Genomic DNA, 13,903 nt, shown 5'->3' with positions numbered 1-13,903 from the left:
GCGCGGCCCGATGACCCCGGCCGCCGCCGGGTCGCATGGGGCCATGGTCTCCCTCACCATGCCCATGCCGCCGTGTCCGGCCCGATGGCATCCCGCGCCACCCGCCGCATCCCCCCGCCGCCCTGGCGCCCGACAGGGTGATCCCTTCAGGGAAATTGCGGGGCGGTTGCCGGCCTTGTCTGGATGCAGCCGATGTCGAAGAAGGCCCCCCGCCGTCCGTCGGTGCTGACGATCATCGCCATTGCCGCGGTGATCGCGATCGGCGGCGTGCTGGCATTGCGCTGGACCGAGATGTCGGCCGATCGCGCGCGCGGCGTGGCATCGGGCGAAGCGCTGATCGGCGGCCCCTTCGCCCTGACCGATCAGTCGGGCCGGGCGGTGACCGACCAGACCTATGCCGGCCGGCTGATGCTGGTCTATTTTGGCTACACCTATTGCCCGGATGTGTGCCCCACCGACCTTCAGAAAATCTCGGCGACGCTGGAGATGCTGGGCGACGACGCCGACAAGGTGGCGCCGGTCTTCATCACCGTCGATCCGGAGCGCGACACCGTCGACCAGATGGCGCGCCATCTGACCCTGTTCGACAGCCGCATCAACGGCCTGATGGGAACCCCTGAGCAGATCGCCGCCGCCGCCAAGGCCTATCGGGTGTATTATCAGGCGGTCCGCGACGACGCCAGCGCCAGCGATTATCTGGTCGACCACAGCGCCTTCATCTATCTGATGGACCGCGAAGGCCGCTATCTGACCCATTTCAGCCGCGGCGACACGCCTGAGACCATGGTCGAGGCCATCCGCGCCCGGTTGTGACGCGATTATGAAGATGTGTCCCCGGCCCCTCTTTCGACACGGAACCGCGGAAATCCGCCCATTTCGGGCCGGATTGCGCGTGCCGGGTGACCGTTCCGGGACGATGTCGTGGATTTTCGGCAACGTCTTCGGAACTCGTTTACTTTTTCGGCGGATAATGCCTAATTGAAACAGATGTTTAACAGTGGCGTTCCAGCGACGTCTCTGGCGGCGGGCGCCGCCCGGGCGGCGTTGCGGGCCTGAAAAGCCCGGAAACTGGCGGAAATCCGCCAGAGAGCGCCGGTGGACACCTGACGACGGGCCCGGTCCCCGGAATGGACCGGGCCGACTGACGACAGGTTCGACAGTGACAGACGGCGTCCGTCCACGAGGGAGGTGCGGGCGCCGCCGCAACCGGCACGATCGATGATGATCGCCGGGCAGCGTGCGAGGGGTCATGCTCTATCAGTTACATGAACTGCATGCCGCGACCGTGACACCGATCCGTTTGATGGCGCGGGCGGCGCAGCGCATTCACAGTTCCCCGTTCAACCCGATGTCCTATTCGCCCTATGGCCGCATGATCGCCGCGGCCGCCGAGGTGCTGGAACGGGTGACGGACCGTTACGAGAAGCCGGCCTTCGGGCTGGACCATACCGTGATCGACGGCCGGACCGTGCCGGTGGTGGAAGAGATCGTCAGCGATCTGACCTTCTGCAAGCTGCTGCACTTCAAGCGCGAGGCACCCGGGCTGAACGATCCGAAGCTGCTGCTGGTGGCGCCCTTGTCGGGGCATTACGCCACCCTGCTGCGTGGCACGGTCGAGGCGCTGCTGCCCGATCACGACGTCTACATCACCGACTGGACCGACGCCCGGAACGTGCCGCTGTTCGATGGCCCGTTCCATCTGGACGACTATGTCGAGTATGTCATCGCCTTCCTGCATCACCTGGGCGAAGGCACCCATGTGATGGCGGTGTGTCAGCCATCGGTGCCGGTGCTGGCGGCGGTGGCGTTGATGAATGCCGACGACGACCCCTGTGCGCCGGCGACCATGACGCTGATGGGCGGGCCGATCGATACCCGCGAAAGCCCGACCCAGGTCAACCAACTGGCGATGACCCGGCCGCTGAAGTGGTTCGAGGACAATGTCATCCATTCGGTGCCGGGGATCTATCCGGGCATCGGCCGCCGGGTCTATCCGGGCTTTCTGCAGTTGACCGGGTTCATGACCATGAACCTTGAGCGCCATATCGGCGCCCATGTGAAGCTGTATGAGCATCTGGTCGAGGGCGATGGCGACAGCGCCGATGCCCATCGCAGCTTCTATGACGAATATCTCTCGGTCATGGATCTGCCGGCGGAATACTATCTTGAGACCATCGACCGGGTGTTCCAGCGCCACCTGCTGCCCAAGCGGGAGATGATGGTTCATGGCCGGCTGGCGGACCCCGCCGCCATCACCCGCACCGCGGTGATGACGGTTGAGGGCGAGCTGGACGACATCTCGGGCATCGGCCAGACCCGGGCCACCCATCTGCTGTGCAACAATCTGCCCGAGGCCATGCATGGCCATTACGAGCAGGCCGGTGTCGGCCATTACGGCATCTTCAACGGTCGCCGCTGGCGTGAACAGGTGAAGCCGCGCATCGCCTCGTTCATGCGTGCCCACGCCCGCGACTGATACCCTGCCTCACACCCACCCTGCCTCACACACAGCGTGACATGACATGGCCGGCCCCATCGACGGGGCCGGCCATGTTTGTATCAGGGGTGCCGGATCGGGTCAGCGGGTCCAGATCTTCTCGTCGATCTCACCGGCGAGTTCCGGATAGTCGGCGGCGTGGAACACCGGCGGCGCGGTGCGGCGCTGGGTGACATAGTCGCGGGTCAGCTTGGCGACCGTGCCCGACAACAGGCAGATGGCCACCAGATTGATCACCGCCATCAGCCCCATCGAGGTGTCGGCGGCGTTGAACACCGTGCCGACACTTTCATAGGCGCCCCAGACGACCATGGCCAGCGTGCCGCAGCGCAGAATGCTGATGCCGATGGTGCTGTCGGCCTTCAGGAACACCAGGGCGTTTTCAGCATAGGCATAGTTGCCGACGATGCTGGTGAAGGCGAAGAAGAAGATCGCGATCGCGATGAAATAGGCACCGAACGGGCCGATATGCACGATCAGCGCTTCCTGGGTGAGCTGGGTGCCGGTGACGCCCGACCCTGGCACCAGCCGGTCGGACAGCAGGATCATCACCGCGGTCGCGGTGCAGATCAGCAGGGTGTCGATGAACACGCCCAGCGCCTGAACGAAGCCCTGCGCCGAGGGGTGATGCGGATCGGGGGTGGCGACGGCGGCGATGTTGGGGGCCGAGCCCATACCGGCCTCGTTCGAGAACAGCCCGCGCTTGACGCCGTTGAGCATGGCGGCGGCGACGCCGCCGGCGACACCACCCACGGCGGGTTCAAGCCCGAAGGCGCTGCGCAGGATCAGGCCGATGGCGGCGGGCAGGTCGGCGATGTTGACCGCGATGACATAGAGCGCCACGCCCAGATAGACCACGGCCATGAACGGCACGACGATTTCGGCGCAGCGCGCGATCTGGCGGATGCCGCCGAAGATCACCACGCCGGCCAGCGCCGCGACCGCGATGCCGACCCAGATCTTGTCGATGCCGAAGGCGGTTTCGGTGGCCTCGGCGATCGAATTGGCCTGAACCGCGTTGAACACCAGCCCGAAGGACAGGATCAGGCAGATCGAGAAGATATGCCCGGCCCAGGGCGCGCGCAGACCCTTGGCCATATAGAAGGCCGGGCCGCCACGATACTGGCCATGGGCATTGCGGGTCTTGTAGAGCTGGGCGAGGGTGCTTTCGGCATAGGCCGTGGCCATGCCGACCAGCGCCACCATCCACATCCAGAAGATCGCGCCGGGACCACCCAGATAGAGCGCCACCGCAACCCCGGCCAGATTGCCGGTGCCGACGCGAGAGGCGAGGCTGGTGCACAATGCCTGAAAGGGCGAGATACCGGCCTTGTCGCCTTCGGCCGAGCCGAGCACGGCGCGGAACATTTCGGGGAAATGCCGGATCTGGACGAAGCCGAGGCGGATGGTGAAGAACACCCCCACCGCCAGCAGCCCATAGATCAGCAGATAGCCCCACAGGATGTCGTTCAGGAAATTGATAAGGCTGTCCATGCGGCCGGACCTTTCATGAGGTCGGGCTTCTGGCTCAGCTTGACGCGGTCTTCTGGCCCGACCCGATCATTTGACCGCAGAAGCGAGGCCGTTGCCAGTGTCGCGCCATCTGTGTCGTGCATTATAAGCGTCACGCGTGGGTCATGAGACATGACCGTCATGCGCGCGTCATGAGATATAACCATCATGTGCGCGTCATGAGAAGCCGGCCGGCCGGCTGGCATCCCATGAGCGGTGGCGCGGATCAGAACAGGTTGAAGCTGTCGCCGGTGATCGAGACCGGCCAGCGGCCGCGTTCATAGAGGCGGAATTTGAGCGCGAAGGGGTGGTCCTCCTCGAAGCCGGCGGCGAGCACCAGGGCGGCCAGATGGCAGGCCTGCACCGCATGGCCGGCGGCGGCGCGGGCCAGCGCCTCATCGTCCAGCCCGCCGACCCGCATCGACAGCACGGCGGCCGGGCCGACCAGGGACGCCGCCTGATGGGCGACATGGGCCAGCGCCACCTCCAGCGCCTCCTCGTCGGTCAGCTCCAGCGCGGTTTCATGGGCGACGGCGCGGAGATGTTCCTCCTCTTCCCAGGCCGGGCTCTGCATGTCGTGGGCTTCGGCGACATCTGCCGCCTCGATCCAGTTGCCGACCGGCACCACGGCGGTGCCGGGGAAGCCCAGGGCCGACAGATAGTCTTCGGCCGCGGCACGATCATCGGCATCGACCTTGTCGCCGACCCGTTGAAACCACGGGATCGCCTCCAGCATGCGCGCGAAGCGGGCGACCGCCGCCAGCGCCGGATGGTCGGCCAGCGGATGATCGGGGTCGAAGCCGGTCTCGTCGTCGTCGTCGAAATCGTCGGGGATGCGGGGCATGATACCTTGCGGACTGATGAGGAGGGGGTGTGGTCAGGCAGCCGCACGGCGCGACACCGCGCGCTCGGCCGCGGCCTCGCCGAAGGCCTGAAGGATGGCGGCATGGTTGCCATCGACGCGCCACAGCGCCTCGGGATGCCATTGCACACCCAGCACGAAGCGCCGGCCGGGAAGGGTCATCGCCTCGACCACGCCATCGGCGGCGGTGGCCTCGATCACCAGCGACGGCGCCAGCCGGTCGATCGCCTGATGGTGCAGGGAATTGACCAGCATCGTGGTCCGGCCGCCCAGGATGCGCTGAAGCATGCCGCCGGTCGCCACCGTGACCGGATGGGCATGACCGAAGCGTTCCTCCCACGGCCGGGTGCCGTCGTCGCGATGATCCATCATCCCCGGCACCTCGTGGACATGCTGATGCAGCGTGCCGCCCAGCGCCACGTTCAATTCCTGATGGCCCCGGCAGATGGCGAGCAGCGGCAGATCGCGATCCAGCGCCGCGCGGATCAGCGGCAGGGTGGTGGCATCGCGCGCCGCATCGCCCTTGTTGCCGGGCCGCGGCGCCGGACCACCATACAGCGCCGGATCGACATTCGAGGTGCTGCCGGTGACCAGGATGCCGTCGACCATGCCAAGGAGCTGGTCGATGTCGATGCCCTCGCCCAGCGCCGGCACGATCAGCGGCATGCCGCCGGCGCCTTCGGCCGCGGCCTCGACATATTTCATGCCGGCGGCATGGAAGGGGCTGCCTTCCACCGGCTTGATGCAGGCGGTGACCGCGATCACCGGGCGCCGGCCGGTGCGGCCGACAATGGGGGCGGACATGGATGACGGGTGCGACACGGGTGCTGACCTGTTGAGGGCGCGAAGGCCGGTGATCACCGGGCGGTGGTGGTGGCGGTGGACGTGGCGGGCGCAGGGGTTGTGGCTGGCAGGGCGGATCTCAGGCGCCGGCGGCGGATGGTGTACCAGCCGGCCATGGCCAGACCGCGCGCCGCGAACAGGCCGAGGAAGGCGATCCACAACCCGTCCGCCCCCATGATATCGGGCAGAAGCAGCGCCGGTCCAAGATGGATTGCGAAGGCAAGCAGCATGGCATCGCGCATGGCAGCCGACCAGGTGGCGCCGATGAACACGCCGTCGAGCCAGAAACAGGCCCAGGCGACCAGCGGCAGCGCCACCGCATAGGGCAGAAGCGACAAGGCCAGCGCGCGCACCGGCGCCAGATCGGTCAGCGCCCGGATCAGCCACGGCCCGCCGACCGCGAAGGCCAGCGCCGCCACCAGACCCAGGCCCAGCGTCCACAGGCCGGTGACCCGCACCGCCCGGTCGAAGCCCGCTATGTCGCCGGCCCCAAGCGCCCGGCCGGCCAGGCTTTCGGCCGCATAGGCCATGCCGTCCAGGCCATAGGAGGCGATGGTGAGGAAGGTGAGCAGCAAGGCCGTGGCGGCAAGCGTGGTGGTGCCGAGCCGCCCGGCCAGGCTCATGAACAGCGCGAAGCTGCCGATCAGCAGCAGCGTGCGGGCGAAGATATCGCCATTGACCCGCGCGAAGCGCGCCAGCGCCGGCCAGTCGGTCAGCCGTGCCATGTCGGGCCGCAGCCGGTGGTGGCGCGCCAGATGACGGAAGGCCGCGGCCAGCCCGATCAGGCAGCCGGTCCATTCGGCGATGGCGCTGGCCAGCGCCACGCCTGCAAGCCCCATGCCCAGCCACAGCGCCAGCACCACATCCAGCCCGGCATTGACGATATTGGTGGCCAGGATCATCGCCAGCGGCAGCCGGGCGTCGCCCCGGCCCACGAACCAGCCGACCAGCACCAATACCGCCAGTGCCGCCGGCAGCCCGGCCAGACGGATCAGGATATACTCGCCCGCCAGCGCCGCCACGGCCGGCGGCGGCCCGAAGACCCGGATCAGGGGCTCCAGGAATCCGGCCGCCAGCGCCGACAGCACGATGGCCGCGATCAGCCCGGCGGCAAGCCCGCGCCACAGCACCGCCGCCTCTTCGGCCAGATCGCCGCGACCGCTGGCGGCGGCGGCAAGGCCCGTGGTGCTCATCCTGAGGAAGCCGGCGCCCCAGGCCAGATAGGCAACGAGCTGGCTGCCGATGGCGGCGGCGGCCAGCGGTGTCGCGCTGCCCAGATGTCCGGCAACGCCGGTGTCGACCGCGCCCAGGGCCGCGATCGACAGGTTCGACAGGATCATCGGCCCGGCGATCGCCCACACCGCGCGGCTGGTGACGGCCGGTCCGGCGGTGGCGGCAGCCTGCGCGGGCGTCATCGTCACTTGGTCGAGCGGTCGAACCGGTTGAACACGAACAGGTCACGGTTGAGCGTGGGATCGAGCCGGACATCGCTGAGGGTGACGCGGGTGACGCCGCGCTGCGGATCGGTCACCACCCACTGGCGCAGCGCCACCGGATTGTCGGTGAAGATCAGGCTGAGCGACCCCAGATCGGGGTTCTTGGCATCGCGCACGGTGATCGAGAACGCGCCGGCATCCCGCTCATAGCCGCCGAATTCCAGCAGCGGATCCTCGAAATCGAAGGTCTCGCGGGTGAGCAGCCCGGCCGGGGTCTGGCTGAGCGGGATATAGGAGGGCTGGTCGAGCTTGCGGTCGTAATGGATCAGTTGCGAGCCGTTGGCCACGATCAGCTGATCGACCGGCGGATCATATTCGACCCTGAGCCGGCCGGGCCGCGACAGATAGAAGGTACCTTCCGAGGTGGCGCCATCGGGGGCGACCTGCACGAAATGCGACTGAAGCCGGCGGAAGCTGTTCAGATAGCGTTCCGCCTGTTCGATGTCGCGGCGCGCTTCGCTGGCGGCGGCGGGCGGTGGCGGCGCCTTGGCTGCTGCCGCCGCTGCCGGCTTCTGCTGGGCGGCTGCCGGCTGGATGGCCGCGGCGGCCGCCGCGATGACAAGCACTGCCAGTCGTGATGCGACCCGCGCGGCCATGGGGCTGGTGGCCATCGGGCTGGTAGCCCGGGGGCTGCTGCGGTGAGCGTGCCTGCGGACGGACATCAGGGGGATACTCCTCGATTGCGCGCTCAGTCGGCGCCCTGCTCGCCGAGCAGAACCTCGCGGCGACCGGTGCGGTCGGCCCGGCTGACGACGCCTTCATTCTCCATGCGCTCGATCAGCCGCGCCGCCCGGTTATAGCCGATCTGGAGGTGGCGCTGAATGAAGCTGGTCGAGGCCCGGCGTTCCCTGAGCACGACGGCGAGCGCCTGGTCGTACAGGTCGTCCTCGCCACCGCCACCGCCGCCGCCGCTGCCGATCAACTCGGCGGTGGTCGACTGGGCGAGCTCGGGATCGTCGGTCACGGCTTCGATGTAGGATGGCATCCCCTGTTCTTTAAGGGCCCGCACCACCTTCTCGACCTCTTCGTCCGAGACGAAGGGGCCGTGCACACGGGTGATGCGGCCGCCGCCTTCCATGTGCAGCATGTCGCCCTGGCCCAGCAGCTGTTCGGCGCCCTGTTCGCCCAGAATGGTGCGGCTGTCGATCTTGCTGGTCACCTGGAACGAGATCCGGGTGGGGAAATTGGCCTTGATCGTGCCGGTGATGACGTCGACCGAGGGCCGCTGGGTGGCCATGATCAGGTGGATGCCGGCGGCGCGCGCCATCTGCGCCAGACGCTGGATCGCGGCCTCGATATCCTTGCCCGCGACCAGCATCAGATCGGCCATTTCGTCGACCACGACCACGATATAGGGCATCGGCTCGGTTTCGAGGCCCTGTTCCTCGAAGACCGGTTTGCCGGTCTCGGCGTCGAACCCGGTCTGAACCGTGCGGGTCAGCACCTCGCCGGCATCGCGCGCCTCGGCGACCCGCTTGTTGTAACCACCGATATTGCGCACGCCCAGATTGGACATGGCGCGATAGCGGCCCTCCATCTCGCGCACCGCCCATTTCAGCGCCACCACCGCCTTGCCCGGCTCGGTCACCACCGGTGCCAGCAGATGGGGAATGCCCTCATAAACCGACAATTCCAGCATCTTGGGGTCGATCATGATGAACTTGCACTGATCGGGCGACAGCCGGTAGAGCAGCGACAGGATCATGGTGTTGATCGCGACCGACTTGCCCGATCCGGTGGTGCCGGCGACCAGCAGATGCGGCATCCGCGCCAGATCGGCCACCACCGGCACGCCGCCGATATCCTTGCCCAGCGCCAGCGCCAGCCGGGATGCGGTGTTCTCATAGCTTTCGCTGGCGAGTAGTTCGCGCAGATATACCGTCTCTCGCCGGGGATTGGGCAGCTCGATGCCGATGGCGTTGCGGCCGGGGATCACCGCCACGCGCGCGGAGATGGCGCTCATCGAGCGGGCGATGTCGTCGGCCAGGCTGATCACGCGTGAGGATTTGATCCCCGGCGCGGGTTCCAGTTCGAACAGCGTCACCACCGGGCCGGGGCGGACCTCGACGATCCGGCCCTTGACGCCGTAATCCTCCAGCACCTTTTCCAGCCCGCGCGCCTGTTCGGCCAGCAGGCCCGGATCCTGGCCCTGACCGCTGCCGCGTGGCGCCAGCGCCAGCAGATCCAGCGCCGGCAGCCGGTAATTGCCGCCATCGTCCAGATCCAGCGGGTTGCGGCGGCGGGCCTCGGCGGCGGCGGCCTCGATATTGCGGCGCGGCGCGCCGATGCGCGGGCCTCCCTCGCGGGCGGCCCCATCGGGGCTCGACGCCTCGGCGACGACAGCCTCGCGGCGGCGTGCCACTGGCGGCGGCGGGGCTTCGTCCTCGAAGCGCGGCTCCGACTGGCGACGGCCCTCGGCCTGGCCCTGGCGGGCGAGGCGGGCGGCGCGGCGGCGGTCGCGGGCGGCGGCCCGCGGGTCGCCGTCGTCATCGCCACGCCGGCCCAGCCGGGTCAGCGCGCCACCACCACGGGCGATCAGCCCGGCGCCGGCGGCGATGCCACCGCCAATGCCGCCGCCGATGCGCTGCCAGTCGCCCAGCGCCATGCCCGATGCGGCAAACCCGCCCAGAAGGGTCAGGCCAAGGGTGACGACCAGATAGGGGCCAACGCCGATAATGGCGGTCAGGCGCGCATAAAGCAGCATGCCGACGACACCGCCCAGCCCGCTTTCCAGCGGCCAGCCCTCGGGCCGGCCGAAGGCGGCGGCAAGGCCGGCGGTGGTGACCAGGGCCACGGGCAGGATGGTGAGGTTCAGCCACAGCATCGGCAGACCGCGGCCGCGCATCAGCCGCCACGACCAGCCCAGCATCACCAGCGGCAGCATCACCGCCCCCAGCCCCAGGGCCTGCAGCGACATATCGGCGAAATAGGCCCCCGACAGCCCCAGCAGGTTGTTGACCAGCGGGAATTCCGAGGTGTTGTTCAGCGACGGGTCGGTGGGGTCATAGCTTGCGAGCGCCAGAATCAGGCACAGCGCCGCCGCGGCGACGCACAGGCCGCCGGCCACGCCGCCCAGACGTGCGAACACACCCGCGGCGCCGGCGGGCAGGAAGCGGTTGGTCCGGTCGTTTCCGGTCAAGCGTGCGGCCATGGGGTTCCGGGCGTTACTGGAGGGGCGATGCGTGCGACGCTGGTCGGGCGAGGCGGCGGGCGATGGTGGCGGGCTGGCCGGCGTTCATCCAGCCAGGGTGCGGGCGATACGGGCCAACCCATCCTCCACGACATCGGGTGTGTGGACCAGGGCGATGCGGATATAGCGGGCGCCGGGATTGTCGGCGGAGAAGCCGTGGGCAGGGTTGCCGTCGCGGGCGATATAGCCGCCGGGCAGCACCTTGATGCCGGCCTCGGCCCACAATCTGCGGGCGGCGGCCTCGCCATCGCCGACATCCGTCCAGGCGAAGAACCCGCCCGCCGGCACCCGCCAGCCGAAGGCCGGCCCCAGAATGCGGCCGGCGGCGGCCATGCACTGGCGATAGCGCGCGCGCCCGGCCGCGACATGGTCCTCGTCGTCCCAGAGTGCTGTGGCGGCGGCCATCAGCGGTGGCGCCAGGAAGCCGGTGGAATAGGTCCGCATCCTGAGCAGCCCGGCGATCAGCCGCGGGTCGCCGGCGATGAAGCCGGCGCGCAGACCCGGCGCGCCCGATCGCTTGGACAGCGAATTGACCACCAGCAGATTGTCGAGACCAAGCCCGCGGCGGGCCGCAACCTCCAGCAACCCCACCGGCGGCGTGTCGGTCCAGATTTCGGAATAGCATTCATCGGCGATCAGCACCGCGTCATGGGCGCGGGCCAGATCGATCAGCGCCGCCATGCGGTCTTCCGGCATCACCGTGCCCTGCGGATTGGCGGGCGAACAGATGATCGCGGCACTGGCCCGGCGCCACAGCCCGGCATCGACCGCGGCCAGATCGGGCTGGAAGCCATCTTGCGCTGTGGCGGGCACGAAGACCGGCTCGGCCCCGGCCATCACAGCCCCGCCGGCATAGACCTGATAGAACGGGTTGGGCATCAGCACCACCGGCCGGGCCCCGTCCTTGCGCTCAGGCGTCACCGCCTGAATGGCGGCGAACAGCGCCTCCCGCGTGCCGGCGGCGGCCAGGATGCCGGTTTCGGGGTCGAGAAAGCCGTCGGGCAGACCGAAGCGCCGGCTGGCCCAGCCGGCCATCGACCGGCGCAGCGCCACTGTGCCGGCCACGGCCGGATAGCGGCCGAACCCGTCATGATCTGCGGCGACGATCCGGTTGATCAGGTCCGGCGCACCGGCCTGGGGTTCGCCCAGCGACATCATCAGCGGCGGACGGCCGGCAGGCGGGGTCAGCCCGGAAAGCAGCGCATCCAGCCGGCGGAACGGATAGTCGGTGAGGCTTGCGAGCCGGGGATTGAGCATGAAGCGGGCGACCGTTGCTGACCGGGGGCTTGTCAAGGCGGTGGTTGATTTCACCGTGCGAGGGGCACCTTACGGCGCATAAGTGTCACGCCGCAAGAGCAGACGCCCCGGCCTTCGATTGAAGGCCGGGGCGCTGGTCGGCGGAGCGGTGAGGACCGTCCGGGATGTGGTTACATGGTCTGCGAGCCGCGGCCGAACTCAGGGTAGGCCTCAAGGCCGAGTTCCGCCTTGTCGAGGCCGCCATGTTCGACCTCTTCCGAGACCCGGATGCCGATGGTGAACTTGATCAGCAGCCAGGCGACGGCCGAGAAGATCGCGGTGAAGGCGCCGATGGCGACGATGCCGATGAACTGGGTGACGAAGCTGGCATCGGCATTGGTGATCGGCACGGCCAGCGTGCCCCAGATGCCGGCGACCAGATGCACCGGGATGGCACCGACGACGTCGTCGATCTTCAGCTTGTCGAGCAGCGGCACCGTCAGGCCGGCGAGCACGCCGCCGACCGCGCCGATCAGAATGGCACCACCGATCGACGGGGTGTCGGGACCGGCGGTGATCGAGACCAGGCCGGCCAGCGCGCCGTTCAGTGCCAGGGTGAGATCGACCTTCTTGTAGAGAAGTTGCGACAGGATCATCGAGGCGACCACGCCGCCGGCCGCCGCCATGCTGGTGTTGGCGACCACGTTCGACATCGCGGTCGCATCGGCGCCGGTGCCGAGGGCCAGGACCGAGCCGCCGTTGAAGCCGAACCAGCCCAGCCACAGGATGAAGGTGCCGACGGTGGCCAGCGCCAGATTGGAGCCGGGCATCGGGTTGACGCGGCCGTCCTTGGAGTACTTGCCGATGCGCGGGCCGATGATGATGGCGCCGACCAGAGCCGCCCAGCCGCCGACCGAATGGACGAGCGTGGAGCCGGCGAAGTCGAGGAAGCCCATCTCGGTCAGCCAGCCGCCGCCCCAGACCCACGAGCCGGTGATCGGATAGCTGATGGTGGTGAGCAGCACCACGAACAGCAGGAACGCCCACAGCTTGCTGCGCTCGGCGACCGTGCCGGACACGATCGAGGCGGCCGTGGCCACGAACACCATCTGGAAGAACCAGTCGGAGGCCGAGGAATAGGTGCCGGCTTCATAGACGATGGCATCGCCGACCGCGTCGCTCTGCGACCAGATCGCCAGGCTGCCGATCCAGCCGCCATCGACGTTCATGTACATCAGGTTATAGCCGACGAGATAGAAGGTGATGCCGGCGATCGCGAACAGCGAGATGTTCTTCAGCAGGATCGTCGCCACGTTCTTGGTGCGGGCGAGACCGGATTCCAGCATCGCGAAGCCGGCGGCCATCCACATGACCAGGGCGCCGTTCACGATGAACGAGAAGGTGTTCAGAATGTACTGGACCTCAGGGTCCACTTCAGCACGAGCAGGTGCGGCGACAAGTGCCAGCGCGACCGCAGCGAATGCGGCACGCCGGAGATTGGTGACCGTCAGCGCCATCTCTGGTGGTTCTCCTATCTAGCTCAGAGAGCATCCTTGTCGGTTTCGCCCGTGCGGATGCGCACCACGCGCTCCAGATCGAACACGAAGATCTTGCCGTCGCCGATCTTGCCGGTCTGGGCATTGGTCTGAATCGCCTCGATCGCCGCATCGAGAAGATCGTCGTTCAGCGCGACCTCGATCTTCAGCTTGGGCACGAAATTCACTTCGTACTCAGCGCCCCGATAGATCTCGGTCTGGCCCTTCTGACGCCCGTAACCCTTCACCTCGGTCACGGTCAGGCCCTGGATGCCCAGGTCGGTCAGGGCTTCGCGAACGGCTTGCAGCTTGAAGGGCTTGATGATCGCAGAGATCAGCTTCATTGCGCCCTGTTCCTTTCCCCGCAGCCTTGATGTCTGCCACGGCCGGCGCGGGTGCGCCGGCGGTCCGGGGCACTCATCTTCAAGACCCGTGCCAAAATCGTGTCATTGGCGGGTTTCCGCCGATCAAGCCCGACGATACGCCCGGTATGACCATATCCCGGGCAGATAACCCTGCGTTGCAGCAAAGCCTCTGTCTAAAATTTGTGCAGAAATGCTGCTTCTGGACAAATCATGGTCACGGCATCGATCCGCTCCGCGGCCAACCGCCGCCATGGCTGGACCCGGCGGCCAGCGCCGCCACGGCTGGACTTTTCGGCGGTGAGGTTCGATCTTCACCCGGGCAGGGGCCGCCATCGGGCGCTGCCGCGGATGCGAAGGCCGGATGCGA

11 protein-coding genes are annotated in these 13,903 nt (G+C 67.9%); 2 read left to right on the top strand and 9 right to left on the bottom strand.

Annotated features, from left to right (window positions below; genetic code table 11):
* Positions 1 to 192: 192 nt before the first annotated feature.
* Together WG924_RS07525 and WG924_RS07520 are read left to right on the top strand one after the other, a co-directional pair.
* Positions 193 to 813, top strand: coding sequence for an SCO family protein (locus WG924_RS07525; RefSeq protein ID WP_345932405.1), 621 nt, complete (start codon positions 193 to 195; stop codon positions 811 to 813).
* A gap of 436 nt (positions 814 to 1,249) precedes the next feature.
* Positions 1,250 to 2,476 carry a polyhydroxyalkanoate depolymerase gene (locus WG924_RS07520; protein WP_345932404.1) on the top strand — a complete coding sequence of 409 codons (1,227 nt, stop codon included), beginning with the start codon at positions 1,250 to 1,252 and terminating at the stop codon, positions 2,474 to 2,476.
* A 102-nt stretch (positions 2,477 to 2,578) separates the two neighbouring features.
* Here the strand turns inward: WG924_RS07520 and WG924_RS07515 are convergent, their stop codons facing one another.
* The 9 genes from WG924_RS07515 to WG924_RS07475 all read right to left on the bottom strand — a co-directional run bounded on the left by WG924_RS07515 (position 2,579) and on the right by WG924_RS07475 (position 13,515).
* Positions 2,579 to 3,991, bottom strand: coding sequence for an alanine/glycine:cation symporter family protein (locus tag WG924_RS07515; protein ID WP_345932403.1), 1,413 nt, complete (start codon positions 3,989 to 3,991; stop codon positions 2,579 to 2,581).
* Between the two features lie 244 nt (positions 3,992 to 4,235).
* Positions 4,236 to 4,853 carry a hypothetical protein gene (locus tag WG924_RS07510; RefSeq protein WP_345932402.1) on the bottom strand — a complete coding sequence of 206 codons (618 nt, stop codon included), beginning with the start codon at positions 4,851 to 4,853 and terminating at the stop codon, positions 4,236 to 4,238.
* Between the two features lie 33 nt (positions 4,854 to 4,886).
* Positions 4,887 to 5,675, bottom strand: a complete 789-nt coding sequence (locus WG924_RS07505; RefSeq protein ID WP_345932401.1) for a gamma-glutamyl-gamma-aminobutyrate hydrolase family protein — start codon at positions 5,673 to 5,675, stop codon at positions 4,887 to 4,889.
* Between the two features lie 53 nt (positions 5,676 to 5,728).
* Entirely contained in the window at positions 5,729 to 7,129 is a 1,401-nt protein-coding gene (locus WG924_RS07500) for an MATE family efflux transporter (RefSeq protein WP_345932400.1), read from the bottom strand.
* 2 nt (positions 7,130 to 7,131) lie between these two features.
* Positions 7,132 to 7,821 (bottom strand): LolA family protein, encoded by a 690-nt coding sequence (locus WG924_RS07495; RefSeq protein ID WP_345932399.1) that lies wholly within the window; start codon positions 7,819 to 7,821, stop codon positions 7,132 to 7,134.
* A 77-nt stretch (positions 7,822 to 7,898) separates the two neighbouring features.
* Entirely contained in the window at positions 7,899 to 10,361 is a 2,463-nt protein-coding gene (locus WG924_RS07490; RefSeq protein ID WP_345932398.1) for a DNA translocase FtsK, read from the bottom strand.
* A gap of 84 nt (positions 10,362 to 10,445) precedes the next feature.
* Positions 10,446 to 11,657: an aminotransferase class I/II-fold pyridoxal phosphate-dependent enzyme gene (locus WG924_RS07485; protein ID WP_345932397.1), complete on the bottom strand. Its 1,212-nt coding sequence runs from the start codon at positions 11,655 to 11,657 to the stop codon at positions 10,446 to 10,448.
* A 170-nt stretch (positions 11,658 to 11,827) separates the two neighbouring features.
* Positions 11,828 to 13,153 carry an ammonium transporter gene (gene amt, locus WG924_RS07480; protein ID WP_345932396.1) on the bottom strand — a complete coding sequence of 442 codons (1,326 nt, stop codon included), beginning with the start codon at positions 13,151 to 13,153 and terminating at the stop codon, positions 11,828 to 11,830.
* Positions 13,154 to 13,176: 23 nt separating this feature from the next.
* Positions 13,177 to 13,515, bottom strand: coding sequence for a P-II family nitrogen regulator (locus WG924_RS07475; RefSeq protein ID WP_188579718.1), 339 nt, complete (start codon positions 13,513 to 13,515; stop codon positions 13,177 to 13,179).
* Positions 13,516 to 13,903 lie beyond the last annotated feature (388 nt).

This window comes from Tistrella arctica, from assembly GCF_039630945.1.
GTDB lineage: Bacteria > Pseudomonadota > Alphaproteobacteria > Tistrellales > Tistrellaceae > Tistrella > Tistrella bauzanensis.
The sequence above is the reverse complement of the archived record's forward strand: the minus strand, read 5'-3'. Positions and strand labels throughout refer to the sequence as shown.

Bases quoted from the DNA above. Each gene is read 5' to 3' on its own strand.
- WG924_RS07525 (WP_345932405.1), top strand. From the start codon at position 193: ATGTCGAAGAAGGCCCCCCGCCGTCCGTCGGTGCTGACGATCATCGCC.
- WG924_RS07520 (WP_345932404.1), top strand. From the start codon at position 1,250: ATGCTCTATCAGTTACATGAACTGCATGCCGCGACCGTGACACCGATC.
- WG924_RS07515 (WP_345932403.1), bottom strand. From the start codon at position 3,991: ATGGACAGCCTTATCAATTTCCTGAACGACATCCTGTGGGGCTATCTG.
- WG924_RS07510 (WP_345932402.1), bottom strand. From the start codon at position 4,853: ATGCCCCGCATCCCCGACGATTTCGACGACGACGACGAGACCGGCTTC.
- WG924_RS07505 (WP_345932401.1), bottom strand. From the start codon at position 5,675: ATGTCCGCCCCCATTGTCGGCCGCACCGGCCGGCGCCCGGTGATCGCG.
- WG924_RS07500 (WP_345932400.1), bottom strand. From the start codon at position 7,129: ATGACGCCCGCGCAGGCTGCCGCCACCGCCGGACCGGCCGTCACCAGC.
- WG924_RS07495 (WP_345932399.1), bottom strand. From the start codon at position 7,821: ATGGCCACCAGCCCCATGGCCGCGCGGGTCGCATCACGACTGGCAGTG.
- WG924_RS07490 (WP_345932398.1), bottom strand. From the start codon at position 10,361: ATGGCCGCACGCTTGACCGGAAACGACCGGACCAACCGCTTCCTGCCC.
- WG924_RS07485 (WP_345932397.1), bottom strand. From the start codon at position 11,657: ATGCTCAATCCCCGGCTCGCAAGCCTCACCGACTATCCGTTCCGCCGG.
- amt (WP_345932396.1), bottom strand. From the start codon at position 13,153: ATGGCGCTGACGGTCACCAATCTCCGGCGTGCCGCATTCGCTGCGGTC.
- WG924_RS07475 (WP_188579718.1), bottom strand. From the start codon at position 13,515: ATGAAGCTGATCTCTGCGATCATCAAGCCCTTCAAGCTGCAAGCCGTT.